Origin of the sequence: Streptosporangium minutum, from assembly GCF_002149035.1 — a bacterium.
GTDB classification, from domain to species: domain Bacteria; phylum Actinomycetota; class Actinomycetes; order Streptosporangiales; family Streptosporangiaceae; genus Streptosporangium; species Streptosporangium minutum.
In genome coordinates this window covers 1-15,544 of sequence record NZ_NGFP01000227.1, presented here as the reverse complement: position 1 = coordinate 15,544, position 15,544 = coordinate 1, and the positions used below count along the sequence as shown (strand labels likewise).

Below are 15,544 nucleotides of genomic sequence, written 5' to 3'. Positions count from 1 at the left end.
CGCCCGGAAGGCGCCGGGAGGTTCCTCGGAGACGTTCCGGCGGGGCTCCGCCCCCGCAGGCGCCGGTCGACGCCAACTGGACCCCCGGCCCCCGGCGGACCTTCTCCGACCAGCAGGTCTGGCCGCCCGTGCCCAAGCCGGCAAGCGAACCTCCGGGCGCCTCGACCCAGCCGTTCCCCGCCGTCCCGGGGCCGCCGCTGCCCAGACCCGCCACCCCCGGCATCCTCGGCGCCRGGAGCGGAGCCGCGGCGGAGACCGGAACCGCGGCGGGGGCCGGGTCCGGAGACAGGGCCCCGGCGGTGCCGGAGGAGGCCGCCGCGGCCGCCGGCCCCGTCCCGCCGCCGCGACGCCGTACGGCACTGCGCGTCGGCGGCGCGGTCCTCGCCGTGGCCGTGGCCATGGGGATCCCCACCTGGCACGGGTACGTCTTCTACCGGAGCGGCAACCCCGCCTACCAGGTCCACACCGTGGACGCCGGAGGCACCGGGACGCTCATGAACGTGGCCTGGAAGGTCGGGGTCGAGCAGACCGACAGCCTCCCGGGCGCGCGCCCGATCAAGGCCGACCAGCGGTGGCTGAAGATCAAGGTGACCAGGACGTCCCTGAACACCGAGGGCGTCATCCGGCGGGGAGATCCCGAGATCAAGGTCAAGCACCCCGACGGCCGCGCGTGGCAGACCGAGGTCGTCGACAGGAGCCTGCCGGTGGAGGTCAAGGACCACAAGGTCGGCGTCGGCTACGACTACAACGTGGTCAGCCTGGTGCCCGAGCAGGTCGCCGGCGAGGTCGAGGTAGAGGTCCTGCCGAGCACGATCCGGGTGCCGCTGGAGGAGGAGTCGGTGGAGGATCTGTTCAAGCGGGCGGGGACGGAGAAGACCGAACCCCAGGACCAGGTTCTGCTGTTCAGGCGGTAACCGTCTCCCCCGCCTCGCGGCTGCGGGTGGCGGCGATGTCGAAGGTGGCCGCCAGCAGGCAGGTCGTCAGCACCGCCACGAGCAGATCCTCGACGAATTCCAGGGAGGGGGAGATGACCGCCCAGAGGAAGGGCTCCTCGCTGCCGATGAGCGTCCGCACCCCGCGGTCGGCGTAGTCGGTCCCCACCCGGAGTGCCACGTAGCAGAGGCAGAACATGCCGAAGAGCGCGGCGCCGCCACGTGCGGCGAGCCGGAAGGCGTTCGCGGGCGGGACCCAGCGCTCCTGGAATCCGGTCGTGGCCCGCGTCATGGTGGTGCGGGTCAGGGAGTGCGTCTGCTCCATCCGGTCGGCCACGGCGTCCAGTCGGGTGCCCCGCACGACCGCCCGGGTGTCCTCGGCGAAGGCCCCGTAGACGAGGGAGGCGACGGTGAGCCAGGTCAGCGGCACGATCAGGCCGTCCACGATGTGCGGCCACACCTCGCCGACCGACTCCCAGAACCCCTTCCACCACGGGACGGCCTTCTCCGCCTGCTCGATCCAGCCGGCGACCATGGTCGTGACGGCCCGGTGCGAGAGCCAGTCGGACCGCGCGCCGACGAAGGCGATCGTCGCGTTGAGGCCGTAGAAGGCGAAGGCCAGCTCGAAGAAGGTGGTGAGCACGCCGCTGCCCCTGACCTTGCCGTTGGCGTGCCACCAGCCGAACAGCGTCTTCAGCACGTAGGCGGCCACGGCGATCCCCAAGGAGATCCGCACGTCCAGCCCGACGAGCCCGCCGGCCCCCTGTGCCGGGGTCCCGGCCAAAGTCCCCTGGAGATCGTCGTCGGCATGCGCCGTGAGGTCGAACATGGCGAACTCGCGGGCGTCCTCGCGGTGGAAACTCCAGGCCAGGTAGATCGTGGCGAAGACCAGCGTGGCCCGGTTGAGCGCGCCGAACATGCTCTCGTCGGCCTCACCGCCCTCCCGCCGCGCCCGGATCTCCCAGAGTGCTCCGCGCACCGAGTGCAACATGCCCACCATGACCACGAGCTCGTTCAGCACGATCAACGTGAAGATCAGCATCGTGAGGACGTACCGCAGCTGCTGGTAGTCACCGCGGGTGATCTCGGGGCCCAGCCACATCAGAGCGGCGCGGACCGCCCGCCCCGCCGAGAACCACAGCACCAGCGAGATCGCGCAGGCGCCGAGGATCCTGAGCGTGTGCAGGGGCAGGGTGGAGGCCGAGAGCGAGGCCGGCGCCTGGCCGGCGGCTTGCGACGGGGGCGAGGGCGGCGGCATGACAGACGTTCCGGACACTCGATGAATCGTAGCGACCCGCTGTCACCGGCCACAGCGAAACACCCGCGCGATCCGGCCCACGTCCGCCTGTCCGGCCCGCGTCCAGCACCTCGCCCACTCCGGCCCGGGCCCGCACGGTCCGATGATCCACATCCGCGCGGTCCAATGATCCATACCCGCACGGTCCGATGATCCACACCGGCATGCCTGGCCCGCTCCGGCCGTTCCCCGCCGGGCTCAGCGGATCAGACCCCACGTCATCGCGGCGATCTCCCCGGCCGGGCGGGGCGGGCGCTCCTCCAGCCAGCAGGTGACGACCCCGATGAGCGCGCCCGCCAGGTAGTGGGCGTGGATCTCGGGGGGCACGTCGTCGTGGCCCGGGGGGCGGGAGCCCGCCGCGAACGGACCGCGCAGCTCCACGACCAGCGCCTCGCGCAGGCGGGCGCAGAAGCGGGCGCTGCCGTAGGGCCCGAGCATCCGCCGGTACAGCGGAGCGCGGGTGCCGACATGCTCGAACAGGGCCACCAGCGACGCCGGAACCGGCCCGGCCTCCCGGTAGGGGCAGCGCGCCGCCTCGGCCGCCAGCTCCCCGACGGCCGCCTCCATCGCGTCCAGCACGAGGTCGTCGCGGTCGCGGTAGTGGATGTAGACCGTGGCCCGGTTGACGTCGGCCCGCTGGGCGATCTCGGCGACCGTGATCGAATCGGGGTCACGCTCGGCGGAGAGCTCCAGGACAGCGGCCCGGAGGCGGGCCCGGGTCCGGCGGACCCTCGGATCGTCGTCAGTCATGCCCTCAAGATTAAGCGACATCTGTCGAATAAACGACGGATGTCGTTTGTTACACCGGTCATGAAGCGCATCGAAGTATGGGCCGACATGGTCTGCGCCTGGGCCTACATCGGCAAGCGGCGCCTGGAGAAGGCCGGGTTCGGCGAGGACGTGGAGATCGTCTGGCGCCCCTTCCAGATCGACCCGATGGCTCCGGCCACGGCCGAGCCGCTGTACGAGGCGCTGCGCGACCCGGTCGCCGACGGGGCCCTGCGGGCCTGCCACCCCGACCTGACCCCGGCGGAGAACCGGGTCCGCGTCTCGCTCGTCGCGGCCGAGGAAGGGCTCGGCCCGCCCTGGGGCGCCGTCTGGCGTCCGAACACGTTCGACGCCCACCGGGTGATCGCCCTCGCCTACCAGCGGGGCGGTCCGGCCCTGCAGGACGCCGTCGTGGAGCGGATCCTGCGCGCCCACTTCATCGAGGCCTCCGACATCGGCGACCGGGCCACCCTGGTGGCGCTCGCCGCCGAGGCGGGCCTGGACGGCATGGCCGGGGCGCTCGACGCCGGGGAGGGGGCGAGCGAGGTCCGCTCCCAGCTCCTGCGCGGCAAGGCCGTCGGCGTGGCCACCTCACCGACCTACGTCGTGGGCGGCACGGCGGTCGCGGGCGCGCAGTCGCCGGAGGTCCTCCGGGACCTGGTACGGCAGGCCGCCCCCGAGCGCGAACTCCCGGACGAGGTCAGGCTCCTGCGCCAGGCCGAGTCCCTGCTGGACGTCCGGGACCCCCTCGGCGCGCTGCGGACCCTGGAGCCCCTGCTGGCCGACCACGGCGACGACCCCGCCGTCCGGCTGCTGGCCGCCCGCGCCTACTTCGGCTCGGCCCAGCTCACCCGGGCGAGGGAGACGCTGGAGGCCCTGCTCGATCGCGCGCCCGGCGACCACTACGCCAGGTTCCTGCTCGGTAGGACCCTTGAGCGCGCCAACCGCCACGCCGAGGCCCTGCCACACCTCCGGCTGGCTGCGGTCATGTCCCCCGAGCCCGGCTACACCGACGCGCTCCACCGTGTCGAGAGCCGGGTTCCGTGAAGCCGGGTCCCGTGAAGCCGGATCCGGAACGGCTGAGGGCCGGCACCCGCGACGGGGTGCCGGCCCTCGGCCGTGACAGGGGTCAGACAGCCACGGCGAGCTGGGTGACCTCGCCCAGGCGGGCCTGGGCCTTGACGTCCTTGGTGACGCCGCCGCCCGCGATGATGCGGACGGTCCAGTCACCGGGAGCGGCGAAGAAGCGGAAGATGCCCTCGTCGGACACCACGACCTCGCCGGTGAACTCGCCGGAGTGGTCCAGCAGCCGGGCGTAGGCCGTGCCCGCGCCCGAGACCACTCCCTGGATGACGGCCTGGGTCGAAAGGTCGATCCCGGCCGGAAGAGCAATCGTCTGTTCCGGAGCAGCGCAACCCTGAGTCATTATCGAGCCTCTCCCAGTTCGATCGGCACGCCCACCAGCGAGCCGTACTCGGTCCACGATCCGTCGTAGTTCTTGACACTTGCCTGGTCGAGAATCTCGTGCAGCACGAACCACGTGTGCGCCGAGCGCTCGCCGATGCGGCAGTAGGCGATGGTGTCCTTGCCGAAGTCGACGCCCTCACCCGCGTAGAGGGCCTTCAGGTCCTCGTCGGACTTGAAGGTGCCGTCGTCGTTGGCCGCCTTGGACCACGGGATGTTTCGGGCGGTCGGCACGTGGCCACCGCGCTGCGCCGCCTCCTGCGGGACGTGCGCGGGGGCGAGCAGCTTGCCGGTGAACTCGTCGGGCGAGCGCACGTCGACCAGGTTGAGCTTGCCGATCGCGGCGAGGACGTCGTCGCGGAAGGCGCGCAGGGAGTGGTCCTGCTCCTTGGCCTTGTATTCCGTCGCGGTGCGCGAGGGAACGTCCTTGACCAGCTCGCGGGAGTCGAGCTCCCACTTCTTGCGACCACCGTCGAGGAGCCTGACGTTCTCGTGGCCGTAGAGCTTGAAGTACCAGTAGGCGTAGGCGGCGAACCAGTTGTTGTTGCCACCGTAGAGGACCACGGTGTCGTCGTTGCCGATCCCCCGGGCGGACAGCAGCGCCTGGAAGCCCTCGCGGTCCACGAAGTCACGGCGGACCGGGTCCTGGAGGTCCTGCTTCCAGTCGATCTTCACGGCGCCACGGATGTGGCCCTTGTCGTAGGCACTCGTGTCCTCGTCGACCTCGACGAGGACGATGCCATCAGTGTCGAGGTTGGCCTCGACCCAGTCAGCGTCCACCAGGGCGGCGGAGCGGCTCATGGGATCCTCCGGAATTATCTTGCGGCGGGCAGTAAACGGCGAATGATCAGGAACATCTCGCAGCCGAGGCAGAAGCCGAAGGCTGCATTGAGGAAGGCGGCGAAGAGAGCCGCGGCGGTTGCGCCGAGGGCCAGCGGCGTGATCTGCGTGACATATCCGACCAAGCCCACCAGGGCGAAGGCCAGTCCGACCCCCTGCGCGAAGCGCGGCGGGGCGGCGTCCTCCAGCTCCCTGGGGGAGCTCTTCACCATCCCTTTGAAAACCATCCCGTACGGCGAGACGCCGAAGATGCTCAGTGTGAACACCACTGCCTGCGCGGCCAGCAGCCATGCGCTTCCTGTGACCAGGACGAGCGCGAGGACGATGGTCGTCACAGCCGCCGCGAAGCGGAGAGCCCGGGGATCAGCCTGCATCGCTTGATGCTCCTGAAGGGGTGTGCAGATCGGTGCGGCTCGAAGGCCGCTTGAGATCGCCCTTTAGGAAACGCGACAGAGCGCGGTGGTCACGCGGCAGAAATCAACCGCGCGCCGCTTCGTCAGCAGCTCTGTCGTGGGGTTCATGTCGATGACACTACCCCGACGTTCCGGGATCTGTCACATCCCTGTCCAATTCCTGAGACAAAATTGCTCAAGGGGCGGTAGGGTTCGCCGCTTACTCGCCGACCGCGAGACCCAGGGCGCCGATCACGTCAACCTTCCGTGGCTGACCGGAGGCACGTTTCACAACATGCCCTGACGCGTCCAGGACCAGCACGGTCGGAGTGCGCAGAATGTTCAGCGACCGGACCAGATCGAGGCGCGACTCCGCGTCGATCTCCACGTGCGCCACCCCCGGCACCATCTCCGTCACCTCGGCGAGAATCCGGCGGGTCGCCCGGCAGGGCTGGCAGAAGGCGCTGGAGAACTGCACGAGGGTGGCCCGCTCACCCAGGTCGGCTTCGAGATCGCCGGACGTCAGCCGCTCCACGTCGCCCCTCACCTCGCGTGGCACGCCGCTGCGCCGCCGCAGCACCACACCCACCAGAGTCGCCGCGACGAGCGTGACGAGCACCACCGTCAATCCGGTCACAGAGCACGACAACACGCGGCCGCACCGCGCCATTCCCCGGCCGGGTCCCGCTCAGAGGCCCGGACGGGCCCGCGCTCAGTGGAAGGTCGCGGTGACCAGCATCCGCCCCCCCGTCGTGACGATCTCAAACTTCGAGATGCCCGAGGGAGGGATCGTGGTGGTGCCGGTGAAGGCCCCGGAGCTGTCGTAGGCGGCCCTGTCGACGATCCAGTTCCCGGCAGTCTCCCGGACCCCGTCGACGCCGACCACGTCCAGCCGGCACCGGGTGCCCTTGGCGACCCCGGTGAGCACGACCTTGAGCGTGGTCGCCTTCTCCCCCGGCGACGCGGTCACCGTGGCGTGGACGGAGTCGTTGTCCCCCTTGGCCGTCCGCTCGGCGGCGTCCTCCAGCATGAGCCGCGCGTCACCGTCGGGCGACGAGGGGGCGGCCCTCTCCTTCGCGGAATAGGGGGACGCCTTCTCGGCGAGACTGGGCCGGGGCGCGGACACCGAGGCGTCCTGGGCGGACCGGTCGGGCTGGGTGACCGACCACAGGGTCCCGCCGAGCCCGACCAGCAGGACCGAGGCGGCCAGCGAGAGCAGCACCCGGGTCATCCGGCGGCGTTTGACCCTGACGCTGAGCAGCCGGTCGAGCACCGCCTGGGGCGGGCTGCCCACCTGGGCCACGTCCTCCTCCGACACCCGTCCGAGGAACGCGGCCACCCCGGTCAGCTCCTCGAACTCCGCCTGGCAGCCGGCGCACTCGGCGAGGTGCGCCTCGACGAGCACGCACTCTTCAGGCTCCAGGGCCCCGAGCACGTACGCTCCGAGCGACATCCGTACTTCGTCACAGGTAGTCATCATCATGGCGCGAGCCCCCGCTCCTCCAGCGCCAGCTTGAGTGCCCGAAGCGCGTAATACGTGCGCGACTTCACCGTTCCCGCAGGGATGCCGAGCGCCTCAGCGGCCTCTTTGACCGACTTCCCCTGGTAGTAGACCTCGGCGAGCACCTCGCGGTGCTCGGGCCGCAACGTGGCCAGTGCCTCGGCGACCGCCCACGACTCCACGGCCCGCTCCAGCTCGTCGTCGGCGGGCAGCACGGCGAGCGCCTCGGCGCCCGTCTCCGGAGGACGCGACTTGCGCGCCCGGTGCTGGTCGACGACGAGATTGCGGGCCACCGTGAACAGCCACGCGCGGATGGGGCGCCCGCTGAGAGCGTCGGGATGCCGCCAGGCCCGCAACAGCGTCTCCTGCACGACGTCCTCCGCTCTCCCCGGGTCACCCGTCAGCCGCAGTACGTAGCCGTAGAGTGGCCCGCCGTGTTCGTCGAAGAGCGCTCTGACGAGCTGCTCGTCGGCGGTTCCGGCTTGACTCACATCCTCACGACGTACGGCGGGCCGGATCGGTTCGGACATGGGAGCGTCTCAGCCGTGGAGCGGGACGTCGGACGCCTCGCCGGAGACCTGGAGGCCCTGGGGCACGATCTTCACACCGGTCACCTTGAGGTTGAACGGCAGGTTCTTGATCGGGATCCGGTAGGAGATGAACCGCTCCGGCTGGGGCACCGGGATGCCGCCGCCCAGCGTGACCTGCTCGGGGACGAACCGTACCCCTCCCTCGACCAGCTCGATCTTCATCTTGGCCTTCGCCGGCACCTTCCGGCCCAGCACGGTGATCTCTCCGGTGACGCCGAGACCGTCACCGTCGACCGCGAGCTTGATCCCGCGCGGGGCCCTCTGGTTCAGCGTCTTCAGGGAGACCACCACGACGCCCGCCACGCGCTGGGCGCGTATGTCCACCTGATCGGCGTGGAGCACCAGGTCCTCCAGCGGCGCGGTGACCCCGTAGAGGGTGAAGTCCACGCTGGACAGCTCGACACCGGCCAGGTTCATCGCGCCCGCGGCCACCTTGACCTCGTCGTACCGCCCGGCGACCGCCTGGGTCAGGAAGGGGATGCCGAGGATGGTCACCTCGGGCGGGGTGGCGAGATCGTATTTGGCGGTCGCCCTCGTAGCGATCTCCCGTTGCACCCCGGTGACAGCGACCCTGTCCAGAACCGCGAGGAGAACGAGCAGCAAAACCAGAATAGCGGCCAGCTTTCGCATCCGACTCCCTGTTCATTCCCTTGATCCGGCCAGCGTGCCATCGCAGCACATCCCCCGGCAATGTTTTCCAAAACGCCCGACGGCGGCCGCGTCTGTCCGGAATTTCACAGAATCCCCCCTTCCCCGCCGGGCATTCCGCGCCGGCCCAGCCCGGATCCGCCCGGATCCGGCCGGATCCGGCCGCCACGGCGATCAGCCCCCCGCGAAGGGGGGCAGCACCTCGACCGTCGCCCCGTCGGCGAAGACGATCGTGTCGTGCGCCCGCCTGCCCACCGGATCACCGTCCACCAGGAAGGACGAGCGCTGGATCACCTGGCTCAGCCTGTCGCGGCCGACTGTGACGTTCGTCATCAACTCGGCCAGCGTCGCCGCCTCGAAGGGCTCCTCGGCGACGCCCGCGGCGTCCTTCGCGGCCGCCCAGTAGCGGATCGTGCCCCTTGCCATCTCTGCACCAACTCCTCCGACACACGCACAGTCACCGCGCCATTACGATGAATCCACCAGGGAAACGTGTGTTCACCACGTGGACGCTCACTGGACGCTTCATCCTTGTGGGCTATCCTCACCTACTACGGGACCTGGGCGACGTAGCCCCCGGGTCCTTACGTGTTTGTACGGCCATTGCCGGCATGACGCGGGAAGGAGGCATAGTGAGCAATCTCCTGCTGCTCACCAACGCCCTTGAGCCCTCGACCGAGGTGCTTCCGGCGTTGGGGCTGCTGCTTCACTCGGTCCGGGTCGCGCCGGCGGAGGCGGCCGCGCTGATCGACGCTCCGCCGGCCGACGCCGTCCTGGTCGACGCCCGCCGTGAGCTCGTCCACGCCAAGAGCCTGTGCAGGCTGCTGCGGACCACGGGCATCGCCTGTCCTCTCCTGGTGATCGTCACCGAGGGCGGGCTGGCCGCGATGACCGCGGAGTGGGGCGCCGACGACGTGATCCTCGACAGCTCCGGCCCCGCCGAGGTCGAGGCCAGGCTCCGGCTCGCCGTGGGCCGGCTGAACATGTCGGCCGCCGAGGAGGTCCCGGACGAGATCCGCAGCGGCGACCTGTCGATCGACGAGGCCACCTACACCGCCCGGCTCCGCGGCCGCGCGCTGGACCTGACCTTCAAGGAGTTCGAGCTCCTGAAGTATCTGGCGCAGCACCCCGGCCGGGTCTTCACCCGCGCCCAGCTCCTGCAGGAGGTGTGGGGCTACGACTACTTCGGTGGCACCCGGACCGTGGACGTCCACGTCCGGCGGCTGCGCGCCAAGCTCGGCGCCGAGTACGAATCGCTGATCGGCACCGTGCGCAACGTCGGCTACCGCTTCGTCCCCGAGCGCGGCAACGAGGCCGCCGAGGAGCGCGAGCCCGCCCGCCACTAGCCCTACCGGCTCGACGGGGCACGAGGCCGCCGTACCGGGTCGCGGGGCACGAGCCCGCCCGCCGTACCGGGTCGCGGGGCGGGAGCCCGCCCGCCGTACCGGGTCGCGGGGCGGGAGCCCGCCTGCCGTACCGGCTCGACGGGGTGCGAGTCCGTCCGCCGTATCGGGTCGTGGGGCGGGAGCTCGCCCCCGGGCTCACCCGGTCGTCCGCCGGCCGTATCAGGTCATGCCGTACCGGCTCGACGAGGAAGGCCCACCGGACACCGGTCCGGTGGGCCTTCCTCGTCGAGCCTTCCGCCCCGGCCGCTCCGGGCCGGGAGGGAGCCGGGTCAGGGGATGACGGTGATGTGGTCGGGGACCGGCGGCGTGATCGACGGGTTCGCGGCGAGGTGGGCGGCGAAGGCGTCGATGTCGAGCGGCCCGCTCCACAGGTCCGTGCTGTCCTTGAAGGCCAGGAAGGCGTCGCCCCCGCCGACGAGGAAGTTGTTGGCGGCGACCCGGATGCTCTGGCCGTCCGTGACGTCGACGCCGTCGATCTTCAGGTTGGAGACCTTCGAGCCCCACGCCGCGCCCGTGCTGTAGGTGTAGGTGAGGTTCGACGACGGCTGCAGGATCTTGGTGAAGGGCTGGGCGTTGGGACCGCCGGTGAACTGCTGCTCCAGAACGGTCTTGAGCTGCGCACCGGTGAGCGTGACCACCTGCATGAGGTTGTTGAACGGCTGCACCGTGAAGGCCTCGCCATAGGTCACCACGCCGTCGCCCTCGCCGGCGGGAGAGCCCGCGTAGGTGAGGCCGGTGCGGACGCCGCCCGGGTTCATCAGGGCGACCTGGGCGTTGCCGCCGGTCTTGGTGGCGGCGAGCTGGCCGTCGGCGATGAGGTTGCCCAGGGAGGACTCGCCGGACGGGGAGGCGGTGTTGGTGATGTCGGCGGTGATCCTGCCGATTGGCTTGTTGGCCACCGGCGCGACGCGGTCCTTCCACGTCTGGACGAACGTGGAGATATCCGGGTCCGGGATGACGGTCCGGGTCACGACCTGGTTGTCGGCCACGACCGAGGAACGCACGACGTCACGGGTCCTGACGTCCACCTGGAAGTCGACCTTGGTGATCACACGGCCGAACGAGCCGCCCTGGCTGTACAGGCGCGTGCCACCCTTGGGGTCGGAGACCGTGCACAGGTAGGCCTGGTGGGAGTGACCGCTGAGGATCATGTCGATCTCGGCGTCCACCTGGGTGGCGATCCGGTTGCCCGCTCCCGGCTGGGTGCTGCAGGCGTCGGGAGACTGCCCCGCGGTGACCTGGTCCCCCTCGTGCACCAGCACGACCTGGGCCTTGACGCCGACCAGCTTGAGCAGCTTGGAGGCGACGTTGGCCGCCTTGACCTCGTCGATGAACTCCAGGTCCTTGATGCCCTCGGAGGTGACGATGTTCGGGGTGCTCCGGGTGACCAGGCCGATGAAGCCGATCGGCACGCCGTTCATCCAGCGGACGGTGACCGGGGGCAGGGCGGGGATGCCGTACTCCTTCAGCAGCCCGCGCAGCGAGCCCGTGTTCTGACCGCCGAGCGCGGCGAGCGCCTCCTTCTCGGCGGACGCGTCCGGCCGCTTGAAGATCACGTTGGCGCCGAGGTAGCTGTAGCCCGCGCCCTTCCACTCACCGGCGGGCGAGCAGCCGTCCACCGGGTGGCAGCCGCCGCGCATGATGCGCCGGAGCTCGGCGTAGCCCTCGTCGAATTCATGGTTGCCCACCGCCGAGGCGGTGACGCCGAGCTTGCCGAGGAACTCGACCGACGGCTCGTCGTGGTAGGCCGCGGAGATCAGCGGGGTGGCGCCGATCAGGTCCCCCTGGGCGACCTTCAGGGTGTTCTTGTCCGACAGCTGCTTGAGGTGGGTGGCGACGTAGGCGGCACCGCCCGCCTCCACCGTGGCGCCGTTCTCGTCGACCATGCGGCCGGAGGAACCGGTCGGCGGCTCCAGGTTGCCGTGGAAGTCGTTGAGGGAGAGCAGGCGGACCGGCACCGTCTTGGCGGGCTTGTTGCCCGCCTCGGCAGGTCCCATCGCGAGCACGAGACCGGCCCCGGCGAGGACACCGGCCATGGCCAACCGCTGGAAGGAACGAGACATCATGAACCACGACATTAAAGCGGCAAGCTATGCAAGGAATGTCCGAGAGGTAACGATTAACCCGGCCAGAAGATGGCGGCTTTTGCCAGTCCCCGATGATCCGATGGTGTCCGGGCCCGCCTAGAGTCCAGAACATGAACGCGCGTGTGGAACACCGGGGACGACTTGACGAACGAGAGGTGGCCGCCGTACTCACGGTGGTCGAGGCCGCCACGGAGGCAGACGGGGTCAGACCGCTCAACGAACACGTGATGCTGCACCTGCGCTACGGCGGCGACGAGCGTGCGGGGGCCGTGCTCCTGTACGTCGGGGACGACCTGGCCGGCTACGCGCACGTGGACCCGACGGACCCGGTCGAAGGACCCAGCGGGGAACTGGTGATCCATCCGGCCTTCCGGGGGCGGGGCCACGGGCGGCGCCTGCTGGAGGCCGTACTGGACCGGACAGGGGGACGGCTGCGCCTGTGGGCCCACGGCGGCCACCCGGGAGCCGAGGCCCTCGCCCTGTCGACGGGATTCACCAAGATCAGGTCACTGTGGCAGATGCGCCGCTCGCTGTTCACCGCGATCCCCGGCTTCGACCTGCCCGACGGAGTACGGCTGCGCACGTTCGAGCCCGGGTCCCCCGACGAGGAGGCCTGGGTGGCGCTCAACGCCAAGGCCTTCGCCCACCACCCCGAGCAGGGCGCGTGGACGCTGGAGGACCTGGAGCGGCGCGAGCAGGAGCCGTGGTTCGACCCCGCGGGCTTCTTCCTGGCGGAACGCCTCGCCGGACCCGGCGGCGACGGGGACGGCGGGCCTGCGGACGGGAGCAGCACGGACGGCGGGCCTGCGGGTGGCGGCACCGTGGACGGGGCGCTCAAGGGCGAGGGCGGCGGCGTGGACGGGGCACTCAAGAGCGAGAGTGGCGGCGCGGACGGCGGGCCTGCGCACGGCGACGGCGCGGACGGGGCACTCAAGGGTGAGAGCGACGGCCCGGACGGGGACCGGATCATCGGCTTCCACTGGACCAAGGTGCACGGCGACGGCGGCCACGGGCACGAGCCGATCGGCGAGGTGTACGTGGTCGGCGTCGACCCCGCCGAGCAGGGCGGCGGGCTGGGCAGGTCACTCACCCTGGCGGGACTGTCCCACCTGAGGTCACGGGGTCTGGCCCAGGTCATGCTGTACGTGGACGAGAGCAACACCGCGGCGATCCGCCTCTACGAGAAGCTGGGGTTCACCCGCTGGGACGTCGACGTCATGTACCGGAAGTGACGTTCGGCGCCGGAGACGCCGGGAATGACGCCCGAGGTGACATCCGGCGCCGGAGACGACGCCGGAAGTGGACGCACGGGGCCGGAAACGGCGGAAGTGGGCGTACGGGGCCGGAAACGGCGGAACGCCGGCCGGGGAGACCCCGGCCGGCGTTCCACGGTGACCACTCAGCCGTGATCACCCGACCGTGGTCACTCGACCATCCAGTGGAGCGCGTAGTAGGACAGCGCGGCGACGAGCGCGGCGGCCGGGATCGTGAGGATCCAGCCGGTCACGATGTTGCCCGCGACGCCCCAGCGCACAGCTGACAGCCGCTTGGTGGCGCCGACACCCATGATCGCGCTGGTGATCGTGTGCGTGGTGGAGATGGGGGCACCGAAGCCGATGGCCGCGGTGTAGAGAACGGTCGCGGCGGCGGCCTCCGCGGCGAACCCCTGTGGAGGGGTGAGCGCGATGATCCGGCGGCCGAGGGTCCGCATGATCCGCCAGCCACCGGCGTAGGTGCCGAGGGAGATGGCCGTCGCGGCGGAGAGGATGACCCACTGCGGGATCGGATCGCCGTCCTGCTGGAAACCTCCGACCACGAGCGCCAGGAAGATCACGCCCATGGTCTTCTGCGCGTCCTGCAGACCGTGACCGAGAGCCATGGCGGCGGCCGAGACCGTCTGCGCGTGGCGGAAGCCCCGGTTGGTCTTCGCCGGCTGGGAGTGACGGAAGCCCCACAGGATGCCGATCATGATGATCGCGGCCAGGGTGAAGCCGATCAGCGGGGAGAGGACCATCGGAATGACGACCTTCTCCACCACGCCGTCCCAGTGGACGACGCTCGACGAGGCCAGCGCCGAGCCGACCAGACCGCCGATCAGCGCGTGGCTGCTCGAAGAGGGCAGGCCGAAGTACCAGGTGATGAGGTTCCAGACGATGGCGCCGATCAGGCCGGAACCCACGATCACCAGCCCGTGGCTGCCGTTTGGGGCGTCGATGATGCCCTTGCCGACGGTCGCCGCCACCTGCGTGCCGAGATGGGCGCCCAGGAAGTTCATGGCCGCGGCCATGAAGAGAGCGGCCCTCGGCGTCAGCGCGCGTGTCGAGACCGAGGTCGCGATCGCGTTGGCGGCGTCGTGGAAGCCGTTGGTGTAGTCGAACGCCAACGCCACGACCACCACGCCGATGACGAGTGCGAGCGTGAGGTCCACTTAGCTTTCCTTGACCGCGATCGACTCGATCGTGTTGGCCACGTGCTCGAAGGCGTCGGCGGCCATCTCGAGCTGATCGATGACCTCCTTCATCTTGAGGACGGTCAACGCGTCGTACTCCCCGCCGAAGAGCTTGGCGAGAAGGCGGCGGTAAACCTGGTCAGCCTGGTTCTCCAGCCGGTTGATCTCGATCCAGTACTCGTTCAGGTTTCTCATCGAACGCAGCCGGGGCATGGCCTCGGCGGTCAGCTCGGCGGCCCGCTCCAGCACCTCGACCTGCCGGACGACCTCTTTGGGGAGGTGGTCGATCTGGTACAGGACGATGAGGTCGGCGGCGGCCTCCATGTAGTCCATCACGTCGTCGAGGTTCGACGCGAGACGGTAGATGTCCTCGCGGTCGAAGGGCGTGATGAAGCTCTCGTTGAGCCGGTTCATGATCGCGTGTGTGCGTTCGTCACCGGCGTGCTCGCAGGCGCGCATCTTTTCGGCCAGGGCTTCCCTGTCCGATCCGTCGCTGATGATCTCTACCAACAGACGGGACGCTGTGACGAGGTTGTTCGCCGAGTCGGCGAACAAGTCGTAGTAGCTGTCCTCACTAGGCGTGAGACGCAGGCGCACGTCGTTCTCCAGATGTGCGGGGATGGTCCGCAGAGAAGGGTACGGGTTACCAGCGGAAATACGAACTTCACCCGCTAGACGCCTACTCTTCCAGTTGTCGCTACCCGGCATATACCTTGCGACACTCAGCTTGAGGGAGCCTTGGCGGCATCTTTCCGATGACCGTTTTGCTGGTTTTGGCCATGTTATGCCGAAACTGGTCACGTATGAGCCCCTTCCCGGCGCGATGATCGACGGTGTCACCGGTCCCGTCCCGCCGCACCCCGTCCCGCCGCACCCCGTCCCCTCGCCGCTTCTCCCCGCATCCGCCGAACTCCAGGACCCGCCGAATTCCAGGGCCCGCTGAACTACGCGGCCCGCGACGGACTCCGGGCCCGCCGCGACTCGGGACGCCGCTCTCCGCTCGGGGAGCTCAGGAACCCCGGAATACGGGACCACCGCCGAGGCCGGACTCCCGAGACGGCCACGGTGATTTCCGTCACGCCGCCCGGGAGACGCCTGGACGGCCTCGCAGGGCGACCGTCACGTCCACCCGCCCCGAACCCGAAGTGCGACCGTCACATCCACCTGCCC

At 70.0% G+C, this 15,544-nt stretch carries 17 protein-coding genes and 1 pseudogene; 4 read left to right on the top strand and 14 right to left on the bottom strand.

The features are described 5' to 3' along the window. A pseudogene (locus CA984_RS46620) lies at window positions 1-914 on the top strand (hypothetical protein); the annotation flags it as partial. On the opposite strand, the gene CA984_RS34470 reads toward CA984_RS46620, so the two are convergent. Next, entirely contained in the window at window positions 904-2,208 is a 1,305-nt protein-coding gene (locus tag CA984_RS34470) for a hypothetical protein (RefSeq protein ID WP_133061859.1), read from the bottom strand. The pseudogene CA984_RS46620 and the gene CA984_RS34470 sit on opposite strands and share 11 nt — an antisense overlap. 219 nt (window positions 2,209-2,427) lie before the next feature. Next, window positions 2,428-2,979, bottom strand: coding sequence for a TetR/AcrR family transcriptional regulator (locus CA984_RS34465; RefSeq protein WP_086577616.1), 552 nt, complete (start codon window positions 2,977-2,979; stop codon window positions 2,428-2,430). Between the two features lie 60 nt (window positions 2,980-3,039). Here CA984_RS34465 and CA984_RS34460 point away from each other — a divergent pair, with 60 nt between their 5' ends. Continuing rightward, window positions 3,040-4,044 (top strand): DsbA family protein, encoded by a 1,005-nt coding sequence (locus CA984_RS34460; RefSeq protein ID WP_086577615.1) that lies wholly within the window; start codon window positions 3,040-3,042, stop codon window positions 4,042-4,044. Window positions 4,045-4,126: 82 nt separating this feature from the next. Here the strand turns inward: CA984_RS34460 and CA984_RS34455 are convergent, their stop codons facing one another. From CA984_RS34455 to CA984_RS34420, 9 genes are all read right to left on the bottom strand, one after another. Next, window positions 4,127-4,423 carry a DUF1416 domain-containing protein gene (locus CA984_RS34455; RefSeq protein ID WP_086577614.1) on the bottom strand — a complete coding sequence of 99 codons (297 nt, stop codon included), beginning with the start codon at window positions 4,421-4,423 and terminating at the stop codon, window positions 4,127-4,129. Further along, window positions 4,423-5,262, bottom strand: coding sequence for a sulfurtransferase (locus tag CA984_RS34450; RefSeq protein ID WP_031166088.1), 840 nt, complete (start codon window positions 5,260-5,262; stop codon window positions 4,423-4,425). The genes CA984_RS34455 and CA984_RS34450 overlap by 1 nt, the downstream gene beginning before the upstream one ends. Window positions 5,263-5,276: 14 nt before the next feature. Further along, on the bottom strand, window positions 5,277-5,675 hold the full coding sequence (locus tag CA984_RS34445; protein ID WP_086577613.1) for a DUF4395 domain-containing protein: 399 nt from the start codon (window positions 5,673-5,675) through the stop codon (window positions 5,277-5,279). Between the two features lie 63 nt (window positions 5,676-5,738). Then, window positions 5,739-5,822, bottom strand: a complete 84-nt coding sequence (locus CA984_RS49415) for a putative leader peptide (RefSeq protein ID WP_362807785.1) — start codon at window positions 5,820-5,822, stop codon at window positions 5,739-5,741. 91 nt (window positions 5,823-5,913) lie between these two features. Further along, the gene (locus tag CA984_RS34440) at window positions 5,914-6,330 is read right to left on the bottom strand and encodes a TlpA family protein disulfide reductase (RefSeq protein WP_037935385.1); all 417 of its coding nucleotides are present in this window, start codon (window positions 6,328-6,330) and stop codon (window positions 5,914-5,916) included. A 75-nt stretch (window positions 6,331-6,405) separates the two neighbouring features. Next, window positions 6,406-7,170 (bottom strand): anti-sigma factor family protein, encoded by a 765-nt coding sequence (locus CA984_RS34435; protein ID WP_278249083.1) that lies wholly within the window; start codon window positions 7,168-7,170, stop codon window positions 6,406-6,408. Between the two features lie 2 nt (window positions 7,171-7,172). After that, window positions 7,173-7,724 carry a sigma-70 family RNA polymerase sigma factor gene (locus tag CA984_RS34430; RefSeq protein ID WP_012887649.1) on the bottom strand — a complete coding sequence of 184 codons (552 nt, stop codon included), beginning with the start codon at window positions 7,722-7,724 and terminating at the stop codon, window positions 7,173-7,175. Between the two features lie 9 nt (window positions 7,725-7,733). Next, window positions 7,734-8,387, bottom strand: coding sequence for an LmeA family phospholipid-binding protein (locus CA984_RS34425; protein ID WP_165781522.1), 654 nt, complete (start codon window positions 8,385-8,387; stop codon window positions 7,734-7,736). A gap of 219 nt (window positions 8,388-8,606) precedes the next feature. Beyond that, window positions 8,607-8,858 (bottom strand): MoaD/ThiS family protein, encoded by a 252-nt coding sequence (locus CA984_RS34420; protein ID WP_086577610.1) that lies wholly within the window; start codon window positions 8,856-8,858, stop codon window positions 8,607-8,609. A 206-nt stretch (window positions 8,859-9,064) separates the two neighbouring features. On the opposite strand from CA984_RS34420, the gene CA984_RS34415 reads away from it, so the two are divergent. Continuing rightward, complete coding sequence (locus CA984_RS34415; protein ID WP_086577609.1) at window positions 9,065-9,778, top strand: response regulator transcription factor; 714 nt, start codon at window positions 9,065-9,067, stop codon at window positions 9,776-9,778. 329 nt (window positions 9,779-10,107) lie between these two features. On the opposite strand, the gene CA984_RS34410 is transcribed toward CA984_RS34415, so the two are convergent. After that, complete coding sequence (locus CA984_RS34410; RefSeq protein WP_242676331.1) at window positions 10,108-11,904, bottom strand: bifunctional metallophosphatase/5'-nucleotidase; 1,797 nt, start codon at window positions 11,902-11,904, stop codon at window positions 10,108-10,110. Window positions 11,905-12,035: 131 nt separating this feature from the next. Between CA984_RS34410 and mshD the strand changes: the two genes are divergently transcribed. After that, complete coding sequence (gene mshD / locus CA984_RS49410; protein WP_086577607.1) at window positions 12,036-13,157, top strand: mycothiol synthase; 1,122 nt, start codon at window positions 12,036-12,038, stop codon at window positions 13,155-13,157. A 191-nt stretch (window positions 13,158-13,348) separates the two neighbouring features. On the opposite strand, the gene CA984_RS34400 is transcribed toward mshD, so the two are convergent. Next, the gene (locus tag CA984_RS34400; RefSeq protein ID WP_086577606.1) at window positions 13,349-14,353 is read right to left on the bottom strand and encodes an inorganic phosphate transporter; all 1,005 of its coding nucleotides are present in this window, start codon (window positions 14,351-14,353) and stop codon (window positions 13,349-13,351) included. Next, the gene (locus CA984_RS34395; RefSeq protein WP_012887642.1) at window positions 14,354-14,971 is read right to left on the bottom strand and encodes a DUF47 domain-containing protein; all 618 of its coding nucleotides are present in this window, start codon (window positions 14,969-14,971) and stop codon (window positions 14,354-14,356) included. Window positions 14,972-15,544: the final 573 nt, after the last annotated feature.

Excerpts from the sequence above, each read along its gene's own strand:
- CA984_RS34465 (WP_086577616.1), bottom strand. The coding sequence starts at position 2,979 with ATGACTGACGACGATCCGAGGGTCCGCCGGACCCGGGCCCGCCTCCGG.
- CA984_RS34460 (WP_086577615.1), top strand. The coding sequence starts at position 3,040 with ATGAAGCGCATCGAAGTATGGGCCGACATGGTCTGCGCCTGGGCCTAC.
- CA984_RS34455 (WP_086577614.1), bottom strand. The coding sequence starts at position 4,423 with ATGACTCAGGGTTGCGCTGCTCCGGAACAGACGATTGCTCTTCCGGCC.
- CA984_RS34450 (WP_031166088.1), bottom strand. The coding sequence starts at position 5,262 with ATGAGCCGCTCCGCCGCCCTGGTGGACGCTGACTGGGTCGAGGCCAAC.
- CA984_RS34445 (WP_086577613.1), bottom strand. The coding sequence starts at position 5,675 with ATGCAGGCTGATCCCCGGGCTCTCCGCTTCGCGGCGGCTGTGACGACC.
- CA984_RS49415 (WP_362807785.1), bottom strand. The coding sequence starts at position 5,822 with ATGAACCCCACGACAGAGCTGCTGACGAAGCGGCGCGCGGTTGATTTC.
- CA984_RS34435 (WP_278249083.1), bottom strand. The coding sequence starts at position 7,170 with ATGACTACCTGTGACGAAGTACGGATGTCGCTCGGAGCGTACGTGCTC.
- CA984_RS34430 (WP_012887649.1), bottom strand. The coding sequence starts at position 7,724 with ATGTCCGAACCGATCCGGCCCGCCGTACGTCGTGAGGATGTGAGTCAA.
- CA984_RS34420 (WP_086577610.1), bottom strand. The coding sequence starts at position 8,858 with ATGGCAAGGGGCACGATCCGCTACTGGGCGGCCGCGAAGGACGCCGCG.
- CA984_RS34410 (WP_242676331.1), bottom strand. The coding sequence starts at position 11,904 with ATGATGTCTCGTTCCTTCCAGCGGTTGGCCATGGCCGGTGTCCTCGCC.
- mshD (WP_086577607.1), top strand. The coding sequence starts at position 12,036 with ATGAACGCGCGTGTGGAACACCGGGGACGACTTGACGAACGAGAGGTG.